Raw genomic sequence first — 24,971 nt, forward strand, 5'->3', positions numbered from 1 at the left:
CTTGTACCTTATTTTGAACTTTTCTTGTACCTTATTTTGAAGATGTTTATAATTTTTGTGAAGAATTTTTTTTAGGATATTTTATGAACAAGATATCAGATAATCACGGACAGTCTTCTTGGAAACTTATAAAAAAGAAAGCAAGTGAGAATACATCCCGTGACCGTTATAAGACTTATATGCCCGCATATACTCAATTACCGTTGCCCAATAATATGAAAAAGCAAATCTTTTTTTGGCTTGGGACGTTGATTTTTTTCATTCTTTTTATGTTTGTTTTTGGATCGATTTTGCTTCCTTTTGTGGCAGGGATTGTGTTGGCTTATTTTCTTAATCCCATTGTTCAACTCCTTGAAAAGTTTGGTATTCGTCGTGTTTTTGGTACTGTTCTCATTACCTTATTTATTGTTATTATCTTTGTTGCTGCTTTAGTTATTTTGATTCCTATCATTAGTTGGCAAATACAGCAATTTGTGAGTGATGGCTTACCTGTTTATATTAATCGTATTCAAACTTTTTTTGTTGAGCATGATTTTGATTGGATAAGGCGCTATTTTGGGAGTGATCCAAATGAATTACGAAGTAATATTAAAGGATTTTTAGGAGAAGGTTCTGACTTTATTACATCTCTTTTGAATTCACTTTTAAAATCAGGAAAGTCTATCGTTAATATTATTAGCCTATTTGTTGTGGCGCCTGTGGTGGCGTTTTATATGTTATTAGATTGGCCGCGTATGGTGACAGCAATTGATTCGTTGATACCGCGTGACCATCTTGAAACTGTTCGTAGTATTTTTCATGAAATGGATAGAGCTATTGCAGGTTTTGTTCGTGGACAAGGAACTGTTTGTCTCATATTGGGAGGCTATTATGCTATTGGTTTAACAATCTCAGGACTTAACTTTGGTCTTTTGATTGGTATGTTTATTGGCCTTATTAGCTTTGTTCCTTATATTGGTACAATGAGTGGTTTAGTTCTTTCTGTTGGTATTGCGTGGGTCCAGTTTTATCCCAATAATTGGGGTGGAATCATCATCGTAATCGTTCTCTTTTTAATTGGTCAATTTATTGAGGGGTATATTCTTCAACCAAAACTTGTGGGATCATCGGTAGGATTACATCCCGTGTGGTTAATGTTTTCGCTTTTTGCTTTTGCTTCACTCTTTGGTTTTACTGGTATGCTTGTTGCTGTTCCTGCAGCTGCGGCTGTTGGCGTTTTAGTTCGTTTTGCTCTTCATACTTATCTTAATTCTCAGATGTATTCGCGAAGTGGAAATTCGGAGTCGCTAAAATGAATGGGCGTGAAACGCAATTATCTCTAAACTTTCCTTATGAGCCGATTTTTCAATTTGATGATTTAGTTGTGACGGATAGCAATCGTATGGCTTTTCAGCTTATTGACCAATGGCCAAATTGGAGCTTACCTATTGCAGTTTTGGTTGGAAAAGAAGGATCAGGAAAAACGCACTTTTCGAATATATGGCTCCAAAAAGCAAATGCATTTAGGATTCAGCACAATAAAATTGATCAAGCTGTTGCTAGGGCTTCTTTAGGCAGATCATTTTTAATAGAGGATATTGATGCTGGTGAAATTAATGAAACAGAACTTTTTCATTTAATTAACAGTGTTAAGCAAGCAAATGTTGATACACGACAAGCTACTTTATTGATGACGGCACGAACACTCCCTTCTACTTGGAATTTGAAGTTAAATGATCTAAAAAGTCGTCTTAACTCGGTAGTGCTTGTTGAAATTAATCAGCCAGATGGTGCATTATTAACAGCTGTTGCCTTTAAGCTTTTTTCCGATAGGCAGCTTATTGTGCATCCAGATACGGTTTATTATCTCATCAGCCGTTGTGAACGTTCTTTATTTTCATTGAAGCATGTTATTGCTTCTGTTGATCAGTTGGCATTACAACGAAAAAGAAAAATAACCCGTGCTGTGATTGCTGAAGTTTTGAATAAAAAAAAGATGTAAACACTCATTATCACGGCTTTATGTCTTCTTTCCTTTTATTGTTGTTTAAATATGAGGAAAGACAAGTCATTTAAAATTTTTTACCTTTTTGATATCTATTAAGAATAAAAAATATTATTTTTTACTTTTTTATGCGTGTCGTTTAAATCACTTTGAGATTTTATTGGATGAATATTCTTTTCATCACGTATACAAGCTATATATTTTTATATTTGGAAATGTTTCTAAAGAGAGCTGTTCACTTTAATTTATAATAAAACTTTTATTGTTTGAAAAAATGTTTTTATGGACTTGGATTTATAAAAGCACGCGCTCTCTTAGGTAAACGGAAAAATTAGAGTTTTTTAATCCTTGGGAGAATAAAAAGAGAGGGAAAGGAAGCTTAATCTAGCTAAATTTTATATGGGTACAGTAGAGGTATCATGTTCCTTTTGAGAAATTTTTATAACATTTAAGTTTTTTCTCCAAATTCTCTCTGTAGAATTTATGCAGTGGAAGTTACTTAAAACAGAATAAAGTTATGGAATCCTTATAGAGAGAGGCGTTTATTATTTTTTATGGGGATTGTATTTTTACGGAGATTAGTTTTTATTATTCGTCAATAAAATATGTTATTGAGTAGGAAAGAATTTAAAAACATGTTTTTTTGTAAAGAAATGCAACAAAATTGAAAAAAAGTGTGTTTTTCTCTTGCACTTCTCTTGTGAAAATTTTAGGAAATGTGCATCAAATAAATGTAAATGGCGGAGCGTAGCGCAGCCTGGTAGCGCACCTGATTTGGGATCAGGGGGTCGTAGGTTCGAATCCTATCGCTCCGACCATAATATTTTATGCGGTATGTGAAAATGACCCAAGTTGGGTGCGTGTGGTGAGAAAAGGTCATTCAAGCAACGATCATTCGAGCATTGTGTAATCTGAAGGGAAAAGGCATGATCGCACGTATTTATAGTCCTGCTAAAACAGCTATGCAGTCCGGTAAGGGGAATACAGGCTTTTGGATTCTACAGTATGAGCCGGTGAAAGCAAAAATGCTAGAACCTCTTATGGGGTATACGGCAACATCTGATATGAATAGTCAAGTAAGAATCCGATTTAATAGGAAGGAAGAGGCTATTGCTTTTGCACGCAAGAATGCTATCCCTTATCGTGTAGAAAAGACACATATGTCGATTCGGCGTGCTGTTTCTTATTCTGATAATTTTCGCAGTGATCGGCAGCAATCTTGGACACATTAAGTTAAAGATGCTATTTTGAATTGAGAAAATGATCAGTTGGGTGTTGGGTCCCGTAGCTCAGCTGGATAGAGCAACGGCCTTCTAAGCCGTGGGTCACAGGTTCGAATCCTGTCGGGATCACCATGTTTAAAAAAATTAATAGCTAAAAAGATTTGGAAGTTTTTCTTTGATTCTGTTAATCTATTTTTTTGTACGCCTTGAGCCTTTTTGATGTTTTTTATTGTTTCTATTGCCGTTTTCTGTTGGCTGTTTGAATATAAAGGCATTTCATGCTGTTTTCTGGCTAGCAAAAAAGTGCTTTAATATAATACGGTAACTCTCTACATTTGCTTGCCACATATTTCTGCTAATTTTTTCATCCATTTCTGATTCTTTTAATATCTGCTGCATTCCGTGCGTTAGAAAACAGATGGCTAAAACTTTCTTTTATGTGCTTCTTTCTATTTTTCTAAAAATGAAAGTGTTATGTCTGAGATAAAATTTAAGCATTACCGCTAATGTCGGTAAAATTGCAAAAAATCTCTACTTTAAATTTTTTATGAATAATATGATGATATTTTTCAGTATGACCTTTGGTATGATTGATTTTCAAGACATCATAAATTCTATTTAAGATCGTTTATCAAACATTGAAGAAACAAAATGCTATCTGTTTATGATGAGCGTTTATAGACAACATCTTCTCAAGGGATGAAGGATTCTTTTCTGTAATAAAAACGATGCCCTATAATGCGTTACGACTTTAGAGTTTTTTTGTATAAAAAGATGCTGTCTATGTATTGCCCAGATATTTTTTCTCAATGAGATACATTTATTGCCAATTTAATTTAATGTGGTTGTTACTTTTTTTCAGGGGAAGGCTATAATTTTAGCAATGTTTATAGTTTTCTTATAGGTTTAAAATGTATGCTGCGTATTTATAGGTTACTTTATACATATTCTGTTTGAATTGAGACTGAAGGTGGATTGTAGCTCAGAGTTAAGTTTTTAAATTTTATATTTATATTTTCAAACGTTTTTTCTTATTTTTTATAGTTTGGGCCTTGTGCTAGAGGTCTTTTAGTATGAAATAACGCTTACACTAAAATGTTATACAGATAAGATCTGAAATTTTAAACGCATACAATTCAAGGTGATTATTGTTTCCAATAGGGAATATCGTGTGAAGAATAGAGCACTATTGTATGCATATTCATTATGCGTTTGTTTTTAAGAGACAGCCCTTAAAGTTTTCAAAAGCCTATTTCACACCGAATCTCGTGAATGCTATAATACTAAATCCATTGAGAATCATCATCTTTACACTTAAGGGATAAGTAGGCAGAGCGTACACTTTCCCTATTTGTCAGCTTCAATGTCGCGATAGGCCTCAATTCTTCAGATAGTTATAGGCATTTTAGTGCTTTCTTGTACAATTTTTATCTACATGCCAATCTTTCTTGTAACGTGCAAGAGGGATGGTTTTAATTGATTAACATGGGAGAGATTTGGAATGAAAAAACTCTACAATATTCGGATTTCTTATTTAACATATTAAATAAGAAAATATGCTTATAAATCAAACTGTTTTTTTGAATAAAAAACTTGCTTTTATCGTGTTTTTTATTCTTTTAAATATTTTATGATAACCTGCTATGAGTAAACTCAATACCGCTCTATAAACAAAGTGTTTTTATGTACTGAAGAGACTGTTGTTATATCTCTAACTATTTTGACAACAGATGTGCGTCAATAGAGAAGCAAGAATCATAAAATAGGGGATCGATCAGAAACTAAACAACGTTTTTTAGAAAAAAAGCTTATGCATGTCAAAAGAGTTTTACAATAAAACCTTCTGATTTATTGCAATATGAAACTGTTGTTGCATTCGTTAGAAACTTAGAGAATTTTTCACAACAAAATTTAAAAAATTGTTCGAGAAATTCGACGAAAAAAAGCGTCCTATAGAGGTATGTTGCAAAATCCTATTCCCCTACTTTTATTTAGGTATCCCTAACCTCTAAAAAAACATGAAAAATAAACAAGTTATTTATGATATAAAGTTGAATGGTGGGCGTGACAGGGATTGAACCTGTGACCCCTACGATGTCAACGTAGTGCTCTCCCGCTGAGCTACACGCCCATTCACTGATGTTGCATACACCATATAGAATGGCAAACGTCAATGCCTAATTTCATTTTCTCTTACAACAGATGCAAATAATTTAGAAAAGCGTCCTTTTAAGCGGCGATAAGGATCTTTTCAACCTCATTGACGAGTTCACGTAAGTGAAATGGCTTAGAGAGTACTTTTGCATCAGGAGGGGCATCACTATTTGAATTGAGTGCAACCGCTGCAAAACCTGTAATGAACATTACTCGTAAATCAGGGTCAATCTCAGTAGCGCGCCGTGCAAGTTCGATTCCGTCCATTTCTGGCATCACAATGTCAGTCAGGAGAAGAGAAAATGGTTCTTCTTGTAAACGTTCATATGCGCTAATACCATTATCAAAATCGGCGACTTCATAGCCTGCACGTTCTAGGGCTTTTACGAGAAAGCGACGCATATCGTTATCATCTTCTGCGAGCAGGATTCGTTTCATGATTATGTTCCAATGGCTCCATTTGTCAGAGTTTTTGCCGCATCAATTATACAATATAGAATATTTATAAAAAAGATGGTAAAATACTCATAATTGAAATGAATGGCAAAATGGTTAATTCTTACATTTTTATTCAGAATACAGCATATTCGTTGTGAGTTGGTTAAATTCGAAATGTATGTGATTTTTAAAAGATAATTCACCGTTGTTTTTTCTTGTAAACTTTTTCATTCTTATCAGAATTCTATTAAAAAAACGTATACAAATCATTACTGTAGGACTATTCAGGTTGGGAAAGTAGGAGAATATAATGTTAATTTATTGTTTTTAAAAATCTCTGCTACAAAATAGAATGTTTATAGTCATTTGTGTTTTATAGAAACGTGTAAATAAAATTGTAAACGAAGTTTATTTTTAGGATATTTTCCTTAAATGGTAATATACTGATTTATAAAGATAATCCATTTTTTATATATTTAATTAAGAATTCCCAATATCGTAAGATTCTCTCATTCAAAATCTCTCTCATATTGAATTAATTTAAATTACTTGCTTACACATCACGAGCGGGATGAATATGTGGATATAATTTGTATAAGAAAGGAGTAAAAATGGTTCTTATGAACCGTCTTAAATGCCAAGATCTGTCACAACATTGGGTGCTGATAAATAGTGTGATGGCGCCGATTTGCTTCTTCGCAAGTGTTTCAAGTAATAAGAGCGATGTGATAGGGATTCCCAAAATATAATGATGGATACCAGTCTACCCTTTCATAAGCGTAAAGATAGTTGTGCTCAATGGGGTATCATTATACTATTTCATAGGTGCTGTCGTAAAATAGGATGGAAGCGTTGAGAGATGTTCTCTTTAAAATAAGCGTATGAAATTGCAATACAATGAATAAAAACTATTATTTATATATACATATAGAATAACCACTTCCTAATAAATCAAAAAATAATCTTTTAATATTTTATTTTAAAATATTGATACGTATTGTATTAATGATAAATTTATTATATTTATTTTTTATTAAGCCAATTATACAAAAAATAATTTATATAGTTTTATATAATTATTTTTAATAGTAGTTTTTATATTTTAAAATATAAATAATATATTTATATTATTAAGTTATATTATAATTAAACAGCATTGTTTAATATAATTTGTATAGTATATATTTTTTAGCGGATTTTATAAAAATTTAGATTATGGCCTGCCTTTAAAGTCTATGAAATGATTCATATGAATGATAAAAAAAGAGAATCCATTATATAAGAAGTATCCATAGATTAATGTTGTTGGTAGAAATCTTCGTTTTGGAATGGGCTGAGCAAAAGTAAAGTCTAGTGTTATTTTATAGAGGCATTATCGGGGATAAATACATCAAATGCCGCCCAAAATTGTTTTTTATAATCTTCATTATACATAATTGTATCAAGTTCAGCGCCTGTAATGGTAATACTTTCTGTCAGACGTGTGTGTTGGCATAATTGCCGTACTTCAATGTTGTTGGCAAGATTGTTTTGATTGGCGAGAATAAAGAGTGTTGGGATTTGTAAATGTCCGTGGCGTATATTTTTCTTCACAGAATCAATCGCATTAAATACCGATGCCATCCATCGGGATGTTGGGAGCTTAGTAGAATGGAATGGCCCTTGATACATGTATTCCAATTGTATATTTTTTTGTTTTGTTTTTTTTAATTTTTTACCATCTCTCACCGGTATGAAACCAAGACCTATATCAGAAAGAAATTGGGTTAGTTTATGTTGAAAACCATTTATTTTATTACCGAATGGAGCAAAAAGGGGAGAAACACAGAGCAATCTATTAAATTGATAATTAATAAAATCTAATCCGCTAAGGGCTATCAAACCACCCATACCATAGGCGAGCATAGAGTAAGGTGGTGGACAATTATGATAAACAACATTTTTAAGAAATTCATATAAGTCATTAATATCATTATTTATATCAAAGTAATGATTTCGGCTTTTTTTTCTTGTTGTGAGGGATGTTTTTTGAGGATCAAACCAGTCAAATATTGCTGTATGAAATCCTCTTTTAGATATTTCATTTATGGTTAAAAAATATGTTTCTAAAACATTTGTGTTGTTTTCGAGAATAACAATTGTTCCCTTAGACTTTTCCGCTTCAGGATATGTTATCGCAAAACGAATTTCGCGATCTATTGCTACTTTAAGGGTACCACAATGGATATTCGAAGAAGTGGAATCCCAGTTTATGGGATAAAGAGGTGTGTTCAATTGAAATCCTTTAAGTTTATTTGCCGCTGAGTGCAAGGTGAGATAATGAGAGGGCTTTGTGATACTTATGTAATGATGAAGAAGGATTAAAAAAGGGGGATGGTCTTTTTTAGATCGTTTTTATTGATTCAGGTAGAAAAGAGTTGAAATAAGGAAAGACGATTACCAGATAATATATAGCGTAGTTGCCATAATGGGACTGCGGGTTCACAAGTAAGTTTGCCATTTGGGAATTTTGTGAATCAGTTGTAAATTTTAGTCGCTCTAGAGGAGGGCAGTATTATGCGTCAAGTAGATTTTTCACCATTTTATCGTTCCACAGTAGGTTTTGATCATCTTTTAAACTGGTTTGATTCAAGAACACAACCAGAAGAAGTTTCTTCTTATCCGCCTTATAATATTGAACGTTTAACTGAAGATTCTTATCGAATTTCCATGGCTGTTGCTGGTTTTTCTCAAGATGAGATTGATATTGAAACACATTGTAATCAACTGATCGTTAAGGGAGACAGAAAGTCTGAAAAGGATGATGAAAAACGAGAGTTTCTTTATCGAGGTATTGCATCGCGTGCTTTTGAACGGCGTTTTCATTTGGCTGATCATGTGAAGGTTATTGGAGCAGAACTTGGAGATGGGCTTCTTCATATTCAGCTTAAAAGAGAAACGCCAGCTGAATTAAAACCAAAGAAGATAACCGTACAGGTGTCACCATCGGTTACAAAAAATGACAGCAGCGACATTGTTGCGTAAAGCAAGAGGGTATGAAAACCGAATAATTATACGTTTTTAAAGAATAAAATAACGCGAGGCAAAAATCTCGCGTTTCTTATATTCTTGTGAAAAAGAAGATGATTCTTATAAAAACGGTTGCTCTCAAATTGATGATAAAAATATTATTGCACTATTCTACTTTGAAGAAAAAAATCATAGATATGCAATTGAAATGAAAGATTCTAAATAAACTTATTTTATAACGCTTTAAAAATGGTCGGAGCGGCGGGATTTGAACCCACGACCCCTTGACCCCCAGTCAAGTGCGCTACCAAGCTGCGCTACGCTCCGAATTCGTGTAACGATTAAATGACTGTTTATTTAAAGGCAAGAGAAAAATAAACAGAACAAAATCTAAAATGCTTTTAGACCTATAGCTTTTGAAAGTAAAAAAAATTGCATATCAATATGTTGATATTTGTTCAAAATAAACAATGAATCTGTAAAGTTTTTGTTATCGCTAAATTTTTAGCTCTATAGTTAATAGGTTTTATACATTTAACTCCTTTTGCAGGTTGTGAAGGGATAAGATTTGTGACTTTTGGGATATGGGGGCGGGAGGAGATCAGTGCGGGAAATATATTTTTTATCGGATCACTCATTAAAAAATAAATATTTTCAAAAAGATAGAAGTAAATGTATGGTATTGAAATATTTTCTTCTGTTTAGAATTTTTATAGGAGAAGCATTTTGGGTTTTCTGTGGACAAAAAAATTGTAAATTCTAGACTGTACACTCAAAAATCCCATTTTAGAGGGAAGCATTTTTATCCCAATCAAAAGGTTAGAATGTTTTAATTTATGTCTTGTTGTTTTTCTTCTAAAATACCAAATAGAATATGATAGAGAAAAGACGTTTGAAGTGTCTATCGAGCCAAGAAAAGAGTAAACGATGAGTCGTTTTTCGGTAATAAGTTTAACACAAGCCGCTGTAAATCGTGTTAAAGCGATTATGAATGCAAAAGATGCACGAGGTATTCTTGTTGGGGTTAAAAAGGGCGGCTGTGCAGGGATGGAATATACAATTACTCTTGTCAAAGAAGAGGGGATAGAGGCGGATGTTGTTGAAGTAAATGGTGCTCGTGTTTTTATAGCGCGTGATGCGGTATTATTTTTATTGGGTACACAGATGGATTATGAAGTAACAACGCTTCGTTCTGGTTTTGTTTTTAAAAATCCTAATCAAGTGTCAGCATGTGGGTGTGGCGAGTCGGTTGAACTTCGTCCTGTTTCCCAAGATCAATATAAAACCAATTGAGCTTCGTGAAATTATCCAAGCTTAGAGAAATTATCATTGCATAATTTGGAGAAACTTGTTTTTTTTGATAGAAAAAAACTAAATCTTTTTATTGTTCATTTTTAGCTTGTTTCCAAAGTATTTCCATTTCTTTCAAGGATGCGTCAGTGAGTGTTTTAGATTGAGAGGATAGCTTTTCTTCAATATAGGCGAAACGATTTCGAAATTTTATATTTGTTTTCTTTAATGCTTTTTGTGAATCAATCGTTAAGTGGCGTGCAAGATTAAGAAGGACAAAGTAAAGGTCCCCAAACTCTTCTTCTATCTCTGAATTTTTTTTATTTTTGATAGCTTCTTTGAGTTCTTCGAGTTCTTCTTCTATTTTTGCAAAAACTTTATCACTTTCTTGCCAATCAAACCCCACTTTAGCTGCTTCTTCTTGTAAAGAAATGGCCTCTTGGTTTGCTGGCTGGATTTGTTTTATTTTTGCAAGAATGCTTGAATTGATATTGTTTTCTTCGCACATTTTTTTGTGTTCAGTCTGTTCTCTCTTTTTTATATATTCCCATTCTTCTTTTATAAACCCCCGTTTTCTTTGCTCGGCATTTCCAAAAACGTGAGGATGGCGGCGAATCATTTTTTCTGTGATTACATAAACAACATCTTCAAAGGTAAAGCTGCCTTTTTCTTGTGCAATGGTCGCATGATAGACAACTTGAAAAAGAAGATCTCCAAGTTCTTCACAGAGATCTTTTTTATTTTTTCGTTCAATGGCATCGATGACTTCGTAAACTTCTTCGCGCAGATAGGGTATGAGGGATTCAAAAGTTTGTTTTTTATGCCAGACACAGCCACTATCAGGATTTCGTAAGGCTGTGATAATTGCGGTGAGATCTTTGATATCTTTTGAGGCTAACATTTGTCCTTCCTCTGTAAGTAATAGAGCTTATGTTAGATATCCCAACGTTTGTGTAACCACGTCCATTGTCCAGGATATTCACGAACCCAAGCTTCAACAATATCATTTAATTTTTGCGTAGAAGCAGCTATATCAATATCATTTTTTTCATCACATGGAAGTTCTACATGTTCATACAGCTCTAAACGATGACGTCCTCCAGGTAGACGAATACAGCGTGCTGGATAAATATCACAGTTATATTGTCGTGCAAGCTTTATAATTAAGGGATTTGTTTTAACGGGTCTGTTAAAAAATGTCCCCATAATGCCGCGGCGAAATTTTTGATCAACGAGCATGCCAACATTTTCACCTTCTGCTAATTTACCTGCTAATGCCCACGCTGCACCAGCCTTGGAAGGAACAAGATGTCCCATAGAAGTTTGTCGTGCTTTAAGAACGCGTTTGGCAACATAAGGATTGTTGGGGGATCTAAATAATACTGTAACATTCAGATCAAAACTTTGTGCGCAAATAGGCAAAAGTTCAAAATTTCCAGTATGCGCTGTGAAAAAAATATGGGGCTTTTTTTCTTCTTTTAATCGCTCAAATATTTCAATGCCTTTGACTTCAATAAAACCTGGCGTCTCCGCATGAGGATCAAAATCGAAAATTTTATCAAGAAAAATATATTCGGCGAGAAAGCGTCCTATATTTTCCCACATTTCTATTGCAATCGCATGGCGTTCTTGCTCTGTTTTTTCTGGATATGCACTCCTAAGATTTGCAAGTGTTATTTGATGACGATGTAGAAGGGGACCTATTTTTTTTGCTAACCAAGAAAAAAAGAAAGTCCCATTTTGGCTGGAAAGCATTTTAGAATAAATAAAGAACCAAAAAGCAGATATGCCCATAATAGGTAGGATATTTTTTTAGCTATAATTTTAATACGGTACAGGAGTTTTTTTAAAGAAAGCTTTATCATGATTTAATCGATTTTAAGAATAATTTTACCAAAAACATCACGGCTCTCCATTCGTTTTAAGGCGATATCAATTTCATCAAATCCAACAATTGTATCAATGACAGGATGTACAACTTTTTGTGACATTTTTTGCATGGCATTTTTCATATTTTCCATACGACAGCCAAATGAACCAAATATCTTAAGTTGTTGCTGGAATAATTGCATGAGATTCAGTGTTGCTGAAACACCAGAGGTAGAACCGCAAGTCACTAAACGGGCTCCTTTTTTCATACTCAACAGAGAACCGTTCCATGTATCGACACCAACATGCTCAAAAACAACGTCAACCCCTTTTTTTTGGGTTAATTTACGCACGACACCTTCAAAACGATCTTTACGATAATTAATCACATGATCTGCTCCAAGAGAATGTGCTTTTGCAATTTTTTCATCTGAACCTACCGTCGTGATAACGGTACATCCCATATGTTTTGCAAGTTGAATGGCTGCAGAGCCAATACCGGAACCACCAGCTTGTATCAGGATTGTTTCTCCTGCTTGTAGTTTTGCGTTGTCGAAAAGCATATGTTCTACGGTACCAAAAGTAATTGGAGCAACAGCAGCTTGCAGTTCATCACATTGGGGAGGGGCTGGAACCAATAAACGTGCTGGTAAATTGACCAACTCACAAGCAAATCCATCAAGATGAAAACCGTAGACCCCCTTTACATTAGTGCAAAGGTTATCTCGTCCTTCACGACAAGCTTGGCATACTCCACAAGTTTGTGCTCCATAAATTGAGACAATCTGTCCAATTTGGAGATTTTTAACGTTATTTCCTACATGTATAACCTCACCAGAGGCTTCAGCACCAATGATAAGGGGCATTTTTCTTTTCGCAAAGGCCATCCCCCGCCATCCCCATACATCGATATGATTAAGAGCAACAGCTTTTATTCTCACTGTTACTTCATCTGGTCCAGGTGAAGGGGGCGGGGAAATATTGGTGGTTTCAAGTTGGCGTTCATTGAGCAATTGTAGCGCACGCATTATTATTTCCCTTAAATTGATAATTAGCTATTGCTTCAGTATGATTAACTTTGATTAGTATGGAAAAGATTATCCTTTATAGGCAGTGATAACAAGACTCGTATTTTGACCACCAAATCCAAATGAGTTTGACAAAACTGCATTGACATTGGCTTTACGGCTATGATGAGGAATAACGTCTAAAGGAATAGCAGGGTCCGGATTATCGTAATTTATTGTAGGGGGCAATATCCCCGATTGAATGGTCAAAAGAGAAAAAACAGCTTCTATGGCACCTGCAGCCGTTAAGGTATGTCCAATCATTGATTTATTAGAAGAAACAGGAATATGTTCTAGAATGTCACCGAAGACTGTTGATAATGCAAGGTATTCCATTTTCTCATTTTCAGGTGTTGAGGTTCCATGGGCATTAATATAGTCAATCTCATGGATGGTTATTTGTGCATCATTTAAGGCTTTGTGAACGGATCCAATGGCTGGTGAGGCATCCGGTTTTGAACGTGTACGGTGAAAATCATCGGCTGTTTCTCCACAGCCTGCTAAAATTCCTAAAATTGTAGCATTACGGTTTAATGCACTTTGAAGAGATTCTAGAACAAGAGCGCCGGAGCCTTCTGCCATAACAAATCCATCTCGATCTCGACTGAAAGGTTTTGCTGCTTTTTCGGCTGGTTCATTTTGAGTGGAAAGAGCAGATAGCAATGAAAAGCGAATGAGAGATTCTGCTGAAACTGATCCATCTGTCGCAATGGTAAGAGCGCGATTTGTTTCTCCTCGTCGAATAGATTCAACGCCTAATTGAATTGCTGTTGCACCAGATGCACAAGCCGTGGAAAGTGTAACAGGAAGTCCTTTTGTGCCAAAGGTTTTTTGCAGTTTTTCTGCAATTGCACCAAATTGTGTGGTTTCAAAAAGTGCCTCATGGCGTTTATGCTTACAAATTTTAAGAAGATGTGCATAAGAAGGCTCATTATTGAATTTTTCCTCTTGATCAAGACTAAAACGAGCTTTCCATTCAAGTTCAACAGGAGGTGCAGCTAAAAAAAGTGGTCCATTAAAGTTTGTTTTATCAAGAGCAGCTTGTTCTAAAGCTTCTTCAGCAGAAAGATATGCAAGCTTTTCAGAAAGAGCCGAAGCACCAAGCGTACTTTCTTTGAGAAAGTCAATAGTTCCAGCAATATATGTATTTAATCCCTCAACGGGAAAACGCGTTATTTTGTGGATTCCGCTTACACCGCTTGTTAATTTTTGCCAATTTTCATGTTTTCCTTGTCCTAGTGCTGTAACAACGCCAGCTCCAGTTATGGCAACAAGTGGACGTCCAAAATGATCATGATATTTCACGATAAAGTTTCCCTTCAAACAGCCGTAAGACGTACAATACCTTCAGCTCTTTTTATACCAATCGTTGTAACAAATATTTCATGGACTTCTTTAGAAAAAGTTTTTTCATGAGGACTTAACACTGGAAAACAGTGTTTTTTTTCAATCGAAAGTGCGGCGAGAGCAAGTGCTAGAGGAAATTGCGCTTCTCGCATATAACCAAATAATGTTGTAATACCACGGTAAGACAGACCAGCATCATCAAGAGCATTTTGTTCTGCTTTTGTTGCTTCATGAGCACCCGAGGCCCCCGAAATGGCTAGGGAACCTTCAGCGCCCACCGTTTTCAACATTGTCGCAATTGATTCCTTGAGCGACGTTTTTGTTCTATCTACTTGGTCTGTCATAATTTGGCTAATTTCAGCATAAGCACGTGCATTCCGTTTTTTTGCATGTTCTTCACTTTCAAGAACCATAAAGATACCCCCAGAACCGGTGATAATACCACCACCAGGGTGAATTTCACGATTCCACACTGGACTCCATCCATTATGGGTTAAAAGTCCCCCAAGCTCATGAGCCAATAACATATCATAACTTTGTGCATTATAGGAACTTCCTACAAGAGCATGAGTACTTTGTCCTGATTTAATACGGGATACAGCAATTTGAAGTGCAGAAAGTCCACTGCCTTCTTCTCCCATAAAGGTGCGCGATGATCCAGTGACTTTATGGACAATTGAAATATTTCCTGCCAAAAGATTTGAAAGTTGTGCCAAAAATAATGTTGGACGAAGTTCGGTTGAAAGTGCAACATTCAACATAGAAGCATGATCGGTGACTGTACGTGCTTTAGCAAGAATCTGCGTATCAACAGCAATATCACGTTCTCCTCCACTTGCAGCTACGATCATGTCCATTGTTGACGTGAATTGTTCGTTGTTTTTCATGCCGGCATCATCAAGAGCAAGACCAGCCGCATAGGTACCAAGACGTTGCCATGTTCCCATTTGCCTTTGATCACTCTTTTTGGGAATTTGTAGACTCCAATCAATGTCAGGCAATTTATGCACTGTGTAGGGCGAAAAAGTTGTACAATCTAGGTTTGGTTTACAGTCGGGATCATTTAAGAGCTTCCAATGTTGATCCGTTCCTTCCCCCAGAGAACTTATAAGGCCTATACCTGTGATAAATACAGATTGATCATGCATAATAAAAAAATTACTCCGCCTGTTTTAAGGCAACGAGATCATCAATTTTTGCACAAAGGTTTTTAAGAACAAAATATTCTTCTGTTGCAACGGTCCCTTCATTGACTTCTTGTGTCCATTGTTCTAGAGGAACTTTTATTCCGAAAGCTTTATCAATAGCAAAAACAATATCAAGAAAGTCAAGACTATCGATTCCTAGATCATCAATTGTATGACTTTCAGGGGTGATTGTATTGCGATCAATTTCACTGATTTCTGCAATAATATCAGCAACTTTATCAAACGTGGAAGGCAATGTATGGATTCCTTATTATAGAGTTAGTCAATTCAAAATACATATAATACTATTCTTCTAGCCTTTTTTTTCTTTAAAAAAAAGCCTTAATCGAGAATATAGCTGTCTTTTCTAGAGAGAAAAAAGCTTCATCGTACGTGAAATATTATACCTCAATATTTAAAAAACTTTGAAATTTTATTGTACATTTATTTTACGAGTTTATTTTTTCTATTTGCTGCAAGAACGGCAAGGGCTGTCATATTAACAACGCCTCGTGAAGTTACTGAAGGCGTTAGAATATGCGCGGGACGTGCAGCTCCGATTAAGATAGGACCAACATGGAGTGCATTTGTAAGACTTTTAACAGTATTGAGTGTAATGTTGGCTGCATCAAGTGTTGGAAAGACAAGCAAATTTGCTTCACTTTTAAGACGAGAATCAGGAAAAACACGATCTCGGAAAACTTTGGAAAGGGCAGCATCACCATGCATTTCACCATCAACTTCTAAATGAGGATGTAACTTGGTGAGAATTTCCGTTGCACGTCGCATTTTACGTGCACTTTCTGTGTTTTTAGAACCAAAGTTTGAGTGTGATAATAAGGCGGCTTTGGGTGTTATTCCAAATGCTTCAACTTCTTGAGCTGCCAATACAGTCATTTCAGCGAGTTCTTCTGCAGAAGGATTCTCGTTGACGTAAGTATCAGTGAGAAAAAGAGTACGCTGTTGAGAGATTAGCAAACTCATAGCAGAAAAACGATGAACATGAGGATCAAGTCCGATAATTTGTTCAATCAATTCGAGTTGACGTTCAAAACGTCCTTCCAAGCCGCAAATCATTGCATCTGCTTCTTCACGCATGACGGCAAGGGCAGCAATAGCCGTTGTTGATGTCCGCACAACTGTTTTTGCCATTTCAGGAGTCACACCACGTCTTCCTGTATAATGAAAAAATAAATTAACATAATCATGAAAACGTGGATCATCTTCAGGGTTTGTCAATTCAAAATCTATATGAGGGCGAATTCTTAAACCAAAACGTTTTAATCTTGCTTCTATGACATGTGGACGGCCAATAAGAAGGGGCGTTGCTGTTTGTTCTTCAATAACAACTTGCGCAGCACGAAGAACACGTTCATCTTCACCATTTGCATAGATGACGCGTTTACGTTTTGCTGTTTTTGCTGCAGCAAAAACAGGTTTCATTGTTAAGCCAGAAAGGAAGACAAAGCGATTGAGGATATCATGGTAGGCTTCCATATCTTCAATGGGACGAAGTGCAACACCCGTTGCCATTGCTGCTTTAGCAACAGCGGGAGCAATACGCAGTATTAAACGCGGATCAAAAGGAGAGGGGATCAGATAATCTGGTCCAAAAATGGGTGGTTCTTTTGAGTATGCACGTGCGACAACATCTGAAGTTTCTTCACGAGCAAGGGCCGCAATCGCGTGAACAGCAGCCATTTTCATTTCTTCATTAATGGCAGTCGCACCCACATCTAATGCTCCACGGAAGATATAGGGAAAACAAAGGACATTATTAACTTGATTAGGATAATCAGAGCGCCCTGTGCAGATCATTGCATCGGGGCGTATAGAATGTGCTTCTTCGGGCATAATTTCTGGTATGGGATTAGCTAGCGCTAAAATGAGCGGATTTGGAGCCATTTTTTTAAGATATTCAGGCTTTAAAACACCACCCGCCGAGAGGCCTAGAAAAATATCCGCACCATCAATAATATCGGATAAAGTTCGTGCGTCAGTTTTTTGTGCATAATTGATTTTCCAACGATCCATAAGGGTTTGGCGGCCTTCATAAACAACCCCCTCTAAATCACTAAGCCAAATATTTCCAACTTTTGCTCCAAGACGAACCAAAAGATTAAGACAAGCAAGGGCAGCAGCACCCGCACCAGAGGTAACTACTTTTGCATTTTCAATCTTTTTCCCTGAAAGATTTAAGGCATTTAATACAGCCGCAGAAACAATAATGGCCGTTCCATGTTGGTCATCATGAAAAACTGGAATATTCATCTTAGCACGCAGCTTTTCTTCGACTTCAAAACATTCAGGAGCCTTAATATCTTCGAGATTAATACCACCAAATGTAGGCTCTAAAGCAGATACCGTTTGTACCATTTGTTCTATATCGAGTGCATCAATTTCGATATCAAAAACATCAATATTAGCAAATTTTTTGAATAAAACAGCTTTACCTTCCATAACTGGCTTTGAAGCAAGTGGGCCAATGTTTCCTAAACCAAGAACAGCTGTTCCATTTGATATAACTGCGACTAAATTAGAACGAGATGTATATTGTGCAGCAAGATTAGAATCTTCATGAATCGCAAGACATGGTGCTGCAACACCTGGGGAATAAGCAAGAGCTAAATCACGTTGATTATCAAGAGGTTTTGTTGCTTGTATTTCCAATTTTCCAGGTTTGGGATGCTGGTGATAAAAAAGGGCGGCACTATCAAGTTCAGCTTTTGGTGAACTGAAATTACTATTTCGTTCTCTAGACATTTTTATGATATCCAAGTTAATATATGTTTATATGAGTGTTCCATTTACGATAAGGTTTTGTCCAATAATAGATCCCCATTTCTCTGAATACCAAAATGCATGAGCATGAGCAAACTCTTCTGGATCGTAAAACCAATTTGATGATTCTTTTCGTTTGTGCGCACATGAAGCATTTCATTGATAGCAGCACATTTATTTTTTTATCCTTAATAAAACGCATCAAAATTGATGAGGCTACAAATAAATAAAATATTTAATAGTTGTTTACATTACCAAGGCATTATTTTTTTTGCAATGCTTACAAAATAAAGAAAGAACAGAAGAGTGTTTCTTATTCATTTTGTCTGCTGTTTATAAAATGTATATTTTATTTAAAGTTTTTATACGCAGGGAGAAGAAATTTTAAAATAAAAATTTGAAAGTTATAAACTGTTTGTTCAGCTCTTTATAAGGGAAATGAAACGTCAAAAATGGAAGTTGTGTTGTTTATTATTTAATTGAATTATTAATCATGTAGAGCTGTATTTGTTATATACCGACAAGTTATGTATTTTAATAAACGAAGATGTCATTGAAAGAGCTGTCATTGCGCATTTTCTACATGAATTCATATATTCCATCTAATGCGTTATTTTATAATTTATCATGAAATCTCTCGTATATTGAATGGGAAATTTGCATACAATAATCATTCATTTCGTTTATATAATAAAAAGTGTTTACTGACATATTTCAAGCAAGAGTAATATGTGAAAAAAACTTTAAGAAAGAAATAGAGATATTTTTTATGAACTGTTTTAATAAAAAGCACAAAAAAATTTGAGAGTTAGCAAATAAAAATAATGTTATCGGTTTTGTGCCTTTATGAAACTAGAAAAAATAAAGACAATGAGAGAAGGATGAGGAAGTTAAGAAAGTATGCTTTATCATTTTTAAAAATGATAGGCTATTTGATAAGTTATTATGCTTTCTTGAGGTTATTGCTTAGGCTATCAAAGAGAAAGGCATACCAATTATCAGTCTTTGAAGTACAAAAATTCAGTTGATAGCTAATCACGCTATGATGAGCCATTAAGAGAACTCGAAAGAGAAAAAGTGGAAAAACATTTTTTCCACTTTTCTTGAAAGTACCTTTTTTTACTTCTTTTATTGTTTATTGGATTCGACCACTAGCATGAGCAAGCATGGTATAAACTTTTCCTGTATCTGATATCAGATATTTGCGAACTGAGTTGGATGAACCAGAATTGCGCGATATATCACGTAAGAGCTTTTCGAAATCCGCGACATATTGATTTACTGAACGTTTAAACTCAAAATCGCTCATATATTTTTTCTTAATCATTTCAAATATTGTTTTTCCATTCAAGGTATAAAGGCGTTCTGTTACAATGTTTTTTTGCCCACGTTGATAATGATCCCATAGCTCAACAATGGCATTATGATTAATAGCTTGCACGATACCCGATGCTAATGAGTTAAGAGAACTGTTTGCAGGACGTGGCTTTGTTTGCACGGATGTTAAAATAGCATCATTTGGAGTTTCATCATAAAATGTTTCTTCACGTGAAGCTCTTTCTAAGAGATTTGATACCCATTTATTGGGTCTTTTTTTGCTTTGGTCTTGTTGCAAAATAGGTTTAGGGGGAATGATCTTTTTAATGGACTCAGAAGAATTCTCACTTCTTTTATTAAGCATTGATGATGTAGGAAATGCCGATATTAACTGTTCTCTTGCATCCATTTTGATCATTTTGTATAACACTAATGAGGTCTTTTAATGCTGTAATTTGTTCATTCAAAGCCGTACGAATTGTTTGTGTTGTTTCTTTTGTTTTTTCTGGAAGTTTTTGAGCATTTTCATGAATATCATTATTAATCTTTGAAAGCTCTAAACGAACCTCATCTGCAGAGCGACGTATATCTTCTGCTGCTCCTGAAAAGCGTGTTGACGCTTCACTAATAAGCCTATTAAGGGACTGTTGGAATGAATCTGTGACGTTACGCGCATTCTTATCAGAGCGTTCAAGGGCTAAGTTAAAGATTTTTTCATAATGCTCAATCATTTGATTAATTTCATGAGACTTTGAAACAAGAGCATCACTTAATAAAGAAAGCGTATTATGTTTGTCTTCAAGTGTTGCATTCAGTGAATTTTCAGACTGTTCAAGAACATGAATAGTTTGGGAAAGTGTTTTGGCGTGTTCACCAAAATTACTTGTTATATGATTAATTTGTTCAAAGGTACTTTTTGAGAGCCCTTGCAGAATTTCAACATTATTATTGAGTGCTTGATTTGAGGCTGATAAACGTTCTGCTACTTGGTTTGTATTGCGGAAAAAATTATTCGTAGTTTCATTAAACTGATCATCAATATTTTGAACGGCTGATAATAAAACATTACCATTTTCATGGAAGTTATAAATTGATTGATTCAACTGCGTTAAGATGGATGAGACATTATGAACAAGCTCTTCCTTCATAGCCGTTACTGTTTGCAGGGTTTCAGAGTTTGCTTTGTTCAAGCTATTTACTAAAGATTCATTATGGGCATAAATTCTTTGTTCAGCATCTTGTGTGGAGAGAGAGAGTTGTTCACCGATGTGCTGCGTTAAAGAATCTATTGAGTCTGTTGTACTTTGTGCTGCTTGATTTAAGTGATTTGTTAGCTCTGTTATTTTTCCAACATGTTCTGAAATTTGTGTTGCTGTCTGATTTCCTGCGTCTTCAAGACGGTTTGTTACATCAGAAAGCTGATCTCCTAAATTATTTTTAAGACTTTGCATAGAGTGATGAAGAACGTCACAACGCTCATTAAGGACTTGCTCTATTGCTGTTGTTGATGTGTGAATTGTTTCATTCAATAATGCTTGTGCATTATGACTGGCTGTTGCAAAAGCTTCGACCGTATGTGCTGTTTGTTCAGACAGAACAGATAGAACTTTTTCACTGGTATCATAAACTGTTTTCTTAACGTTTGAGACAATTCGATTGCCTGACTCTGAGAGAATATTTTCTGCTTGTGTCGTCACATTCGTAACAGATGAAAGAATTTGCTCACTTGTAGAAGAAAGAATATCAGAAGCTTTTATAATTTTATTATGCAGATTATCTGTGACTATATTAACAGAGTCTTCTAAGCTAACACGCATATGATCAACACTTCTTTCCAGCGCTTGTTGAATGATCTGACTTTGCTCATTATTAAGCATGAGAGACGTTTTTAAGGTGTCAGAACGTTCCTCAATAACAGATGTTTGCATGTCAATAGCTTCACAGACTTGGCTAAATTTTTCCGATAATTTTTCCTCTAGTTTTATCGTTCGTTCAAAAATTCTGTGTGCACGATCTTCCAAATTTGTATCGAATGATTCCATACGCGTTTCAAGGGTTTCAAAGAAAACACCACTCGATTGAGAAAGAGTATTCTTTAAAATTTCAGCGTGGCTCTCAAGGTTTTTAATATGACCTTGAACTGTTTCAGTAATGTTTTTATTATTGGCAGCAATGGCACTTTCAACTAAATCTATTTGTTGTTTCAATGCAACATCAACGCGGATATCACTTTTTGCGATAAGGTTATGGATTGTTTCCATCCGTTGTTCAAGTGTGCGTGCTTGATCGGCAAGAACCTCATTGAGAGAAAAACTATTAATTGCTAAAGAATCACGCAGAGCATCGGCACGGATATCAATATTTCTCGCTTGTGCCTCTAAAGCATCTTGCGTTGTATTGCAGCTTTGTACAATGACTTCTTGCAGTTTATCCGTGCACTGAATGATATTTGCAATATGATTCTCAGCTTGTTTATCAACGACTTGAACATTATTAGTCAAAACTTTTTCAATATGAGAAGTATTTTGTGCTAAGACATCAATCTGATTTTTTAATGCATCAGCGATTTTATTCTTCTCATTATCAAGCATATCTGCTATGAGGGCTCGTTGATCAGAAAGTTGCACTTTAAAATCTTGTGAACGCTCTTGTATGATATCAACAATAGCATTGTCAACATGTTGAATTTCTTCTCTTAGATTTTCTTTACTTTTATCAATGGCAGAAAGGATAGCTTCACGTCCATTCGTAAACGCATGGGTAATATCGGCTGTTTTTTCTTGGAGATTTTCATTTATTTTCAAGACATGAGCTTCCAAGAAGTTACCAAGTTTTTCAGCATTATCTTCTAAAGCTTGACTGCGTTCTATGAAGGAATCAATGATAGAGTTACTGTGTTCTTTAAGAGAAAGATCAACAGTTGCTAAACGTTGTTCAAAGGCTCCAATTGCTTGTGAGGTTACGGTATCAAATTTAGAAGAGAGTTTATCTGCTTGATCGTCAAGCTTTAAGATTTTCTCATTAAAACTTTGTAGAGATTGATTATTGCGATCAATAAGAGCTTGATCTAAGGCTTTAAACTTTTCATCGACAGCGTGCAACGTTTGATCGGCTACGGTTTGTATATGTGTTGCAATTTTAGCAGCATGCACTTCCGCTTTTTCTGCTGTTTCATTAAAGGTTTTTTCTATTTGTTTTTCATTATGATCAAATCGTTTTGCAAAACCATCAAAATTTTTTCCTAACTTATGAAAAAATTCTATGTTTTTCTGCTGAATTTGTGTTGTTGTTTCGTTAAACTTTTCCACAAGCTGATTTGTTACACCACCACCAGTATAGGAAAGTTTTTCAACAAGGTCTTCGCCTTGTTTTTGCAATGTTTGCGAAAGAGTCTGCGCAAGCTTTTCAACATTGGTTACAATTTTAGAAGTAACCAAGCCAAATTCATCGCTCAGCTGTTCTTGGGTTCCTTTAATTGTTGATTGTACGCGATCGGCGTGATTCAAAATGGCTATGCGTTCATTACTCAATTCTTTGATGAGCGTATGAATACGTGATTCATTCTCAGCATAGGCTTGTTCTAAGTTATGAACTTCACCTTGTATGATTGCTTCAAGTTCAACAGCACGTCCGAGGGTACGTTCAATGCCTTCGTTCATTGCTGCTACTTCTTCACGAATGGTTTGCCCTATAGCAATAGCTTGTTTTTCAGAAAGATGTTGTGGTTCACTAAGGCGTTGTGCAGCATTTGTCATAAGAAGAGCAATATTATGCAATTCGTTTGAACGTTTTGTTAATTGAGCAACGCCCCAAGATATAAAGATAGGAATTGCTGTTCCGGCTGCTACAGCGAGTCCTGTTGGGGATGTCACAAAAGAGCTCATATTGGATAAAGAGCTGAATGCAGTAGGGGCAAGCTTATGGGCAATAAAAGCTCCCCCTGCTGCCCATAAAGCACTCAGTGCTGTTGTATACCAGTAAATTCGAGAGGAAGAGCGTTGCTTTAAAAGTCCAAAATTTACAGGAGTTGTTATATCATCATTTGCAGGAAGAAGTTTTGTCGACAACAACGTATTGTGAACAGTTCCCCCTGAAATATCAGGTGAAGGTTTTGGAGCAAAAAGCTGTTCAACAACGGATTTATCAATAACAGCGTCATCATGAATATTAGAGACAAAAGTTGAAGAACCATTTTCAGCAAAAAATTCTTCTTCTGCCATTGCAATTTTTTGAATCAAATCATCAACATTAACAATATTTTCAGAATTATTGGATGATATCGTTTCAAGTGCTGTGTCATCGAAATCAAAGTTCATCGCTTTTGTGAGGGCTTCTTCAACTTCAACTTCAAATGTTTGCAATTTGGTTCTGCGTGCCATACTCGCCTCGTACTCTTACAGACGGAAAAAAGGGATACGTCCTCTCCCATATAATTTCTGCATACTAGCTGTTAATTATTTAGAAAGGAATATGCTGAGGGAAAAAAATTAAGAACTTATCAAAATAAAGTTAACGCGGTATCTTCAACCTCTGTTGAAAGGGGTATAAAATATAATAAAAACAATCCATTATTTTATGCTCACAAAAACAAAAATATTGTTTACAACTTGTTCTTATCAAAAACTTTATCAACCTCTTATCTTTAAAGATACGGACAATTTGATGGCAGTTATATTAATCTTAAAAAAATAGTGCGGTGCGAATGCTTCTCTTAAATATCGATGCCCGATAATATACATTATTGTCCGCTTACTTTTATTGATTCTAAATGAAAGGGATTCATTATCCTATATATGCTTTGGGGTGTATCAAAATCTATCTTTTAATTGTAAGTTTAATAAATAAAATAAACGTGGAAAAATTTTAAATTTAATGGTAGATTTTTTAAAGCTGTACTCTATTATTTATTGCTTTGAGGAGCCTTTTTTCTCTAATTTCAGTTGTTTGTTGCTAAAATTTGAAGCTTCTACGTTGACAATTGGATATTTTTCAGTCGATATGCATGCACGAATATTTTATGCAATCGAGATGAAGGTGTAATAATAATGGCAGAGCGATCACAACACCTGCAAGATGTGTTTTTAAATACGGTGCGTAAGCAAAAAATTTCCCTTACAATTTTTCTTGTTAATGGCGTTAAACTCACAGGTATTGTAACTTCATTTGATAATTTTTGTGTTCTTTTGCGTCGCGATGGACATGCGCAATTGGTTTATAAGCATGCTATTTCTACGATTATGCCTGGACAGCCTGTACAGATGTTTGAAGGAGAAAGTTCTGAGTAAGCACGTTATTTTATGATAAA

At 35.2% G+C, this 24,971-nt stretch carries 14 protein-coding genes, 4 tRNA genes and 2 pseudogenes; 8 read left to right on the top strand and 12 right to left on the bottom strand.

The window, feature by feature from the left end:
* Positions 1 to 83: 83 nt before the first annotated feature.
* The 5 genes from FNZ60_RS06810 (at position 84) to FNZ60_RS06830 (ending at position 3,339) form a co-directional block, all read left to right on the top strand.
* Complete coding sequence (locus FNZ60_RS06810) at positions 84 to 1,295, top strand: AI-2E family transporter (protein ID WP_142416883.1); 1,212 nt, start codon at positions 84 to 86, stop codon at positions 1,293 to 1,295.
* Positions 1,292 to 1,981 (top strand): DnaA regulatory inactivator HdaA, encoded by a 690-nt coding sequence (gene hdaA / locus FNZ60_RS06815; RefSeq protein WP_142416884.1) that lies wholly within the window; start codon positions 1,292 to 1,294, stop codon positions 1,979 to 1,981. Before FNZ60_RS06810 ends, hdaA begins: the two co-directional genes overlap by 4 nt.
* Positions 1,982 to 2,725: 744 nt before the next feature.
* Positions 2,726 to 2,802 (top strand) — tRNA-Pro (locus FNZ60_RS06820).
* 108 nt (positions 2,803 to 2,910) lie between these two features.
* The gene (locus FNZ60_RS06825) at positions 2,911 to 3,216 is read left to right on the top strand and encodes an ETC complex I subunit (protein ID WP_142416885.1); all 306 of its coding nucleotides are present in this window, start codon (positions 2,911 to 2,913) and stop codon (positions 3,214 to 3,216) included.
* A gap of 46 nt (positions 3,217 to 3,262) precedes the next feature.
* Positions 3,263 to 3,339 (top strand) — tRNA-Arg (locus FNZ60_RS06830).
* Positions 3,340 to 5,263: 1,924 nt separating this feature from the next.
* Here the strand turns inward: FNZ60_RS06830 and FNZ60_RS06835 are convergent.
* From FNZ60_RS06835 to FNZ60_RS06845, 3 genes are all read right to left on the bottom strand, one after another.
* Positions 5,264 to 5,338, bottom strand: a tRNA-Val gene (locus tag FNZ60_RS06835).
* 98 nt (positions 5,339 to 5,436) lie between these two features.
* Complete coding sequence (cpdR, locus tag FNZ60_RS06840; protein WP_005773448.1) at positions 5,437 to 5,799, bottom strand: cell cycle two-component system response regulator CpdR; 363 nt, start codon at positions 5,797 to 5,799, stop codon at positions 5,437 to 5,439.
* A 1,356-nt stretch (positions 5,800 to 7,155) separates the two neighbouring features.
* A complete protein-coding gene (locus FNZ60_RS06845) occupies positions 7,156 to 8,073 on the bottom strand; it encodes a serine aminopeptidase domain-containing protein (RefSeq protein ID WP_142416886.1) in 918 nt (305 codons plus the stop codon).
* Between the two features lie 282 nt (positions 8,074 to 8,355).
* Here FNZ60_RS06845 and FNZ60_RS06850 point away from each other — a divergent pair, with 282 nt between their 5' ends.
* The gene (locus tag FNZ60_RS06850) at positions 8,356 to 8,823 is read left to right on the top strand and encodes an Hsp20 family protein (protein WP_142416887.1); all 468 of its coding nucleotides are present in this window, start codon (positions 8,356 to 8,358) and stop codon (positions 8,821 to 8,823) included.
* A 235-nt stretch (positions 8,824 to 9,058) separates the two neighbouring features.
* Here FNZ60_RS06850 and FNZ60_RS06855 read toward each other — a convergent pair.
* Positions 9,059 to 9,135 (bottom strand) — tRNA-Pro (locus FNZ60_RS06855).
* Between the two features lie 600 nt (positions 9,136 to 9,735).
* Between FNZ60_RS06855 and FNZ60_RS06860 the strand changes: the two genes are divergently transcribed.
* Positions 9,736 to 10,101, top strand: coding sequence for an iron-sulfur cluster assembly accessory protein (locus tag FNZ60_RS06860; protein ID WP_142416888.1), 366 nt, complete (start codon positions 9,736 to 9,738; stop codon positions 10,099 to 10,101).
* A gap of 88 nt (positions 10,102 to 10,189) precedes the next feature.
* On the opposite strand, the gene mazG is transcribed toward FNZ60_RS06860, so the two are convergent.
* From mazG to FNZ60_RS06900, 8 genes and pseudogenes are all read right to left on the bottom strand, one after another.
* Entirely contained in the window at positions 10,190 to 10,999 is an 810-nt protein-coding gene (gene mazG / locus FNZ60_RS06865) for a nucleoside triphosphate pyrophosphohydrolase (RefSeq protein ID WP_142416889.1), read from the bottom strand.
* A 32-nt stretch (positions 11,000 to 11,031) separates the two neighbouring features.
* Positions 11,032 to 11,963, bottom strand: a pseudogene (locus tag FNZ60_RS06870) (lipid A biosynthesis lauroyl acyltransferase).
* 3 nt (positions 11,964 to 11,966) lie between these two features.
* Entirely contained in the window at positions 11,967 to 12,995 is a 1,029-nt protein-coding gene (locus FNZ60_RS06875; protein WP_142416890.1) for a zinc-binding dehydrogenase, read from the bottom strand.
* Positions 12,996 to 13,064: 69 nt separating this feature from the next.
* On the bottom strand, positions 13,065 to 14,339 hold the full coding sequence (locus tag FNZ60_RS06880) for a beta-ketoacyl-ACP synthase (RefSeq protein WP_142416891.1): 1,275 nt from the start codon (positions 14,337 to 14,339) through the stop codon (positions 13,065 to 13,067).
* Positions 14,340 to 14,353: 14 nt separating this feature from the next.
* Positions 14,354 to 15,529 carry a beta-ketoacyl-ACP synthase gene (locus FNZ60_RS06885; protein WP_142416892.1) on the bottom strand — a complete coding sequence of 392 codons (1,176 nt, stop codon included), beginning with the start codon at positions 15,527 to 15,529 and terminating at the stop codon, positions 14,354 to 14,356.
* 10 nt (positions 15,530 to 15,539) lie between these two features.
* The gene (locus tag FNZ60_RS06890) at positions 15,540 to 15,824 is read right to left on the bottom strand and encodes an acyl carrier protein (RefSeq protein ID WP_005773457.1); all 285 of its coding nucleotides are present in this window, start codon (positions 15,822 to 15,824) and stop codon (positions 15,540 to 15,542) included.
* 188 nt (positions 15,825 to 16,012) lie between these two features.
* On the bottom strand, positions 16,013 to 18,331 hold the full coding sequence (locus tag FNZ60_RS06895; protein ID WP_142416893.1) for an NADP-dependent malic enzyme: 2,319 nt from the start codon (positions 18,329 to 18,331) through the stop codon (positions 16,013 to 16,015).
* A gap of 1,153 nt (positions 18,332 to 19,484) precedes the next feature.
* A pseudogene (locus FNZ60_RS06900) lies at positions 19,485 to 24,045 on the bottom strand (coiled-coil domain-containing protein).
* Between the two features lie 666 nt (positions 24,046 to 24,711).
* Between FNZ60_RS06900 and hfq the strand changes: the two are divergent.
* Entirely contained in the window at positions 24,712 to 24,951 is a 240-nt protein-coding gene (gene hfq / locus FNZ60_RS06905; protein ID WP_011179303.1) for an RNA chaperone Hfq, read from the top strand.
* The last annotated feature ends 20 nt before the right edge of the window (positions 24,952 to 24,971 follow it).

This window comes from Bartonella massiliensis (assembly GCF_902150025.1).
Lineage (GTDB): Bacteria > Pseudomonadota > Alphaproteobacteria > Rhizobiales > Rhizobiaceae > Bartonella > Bartonella massiliensis.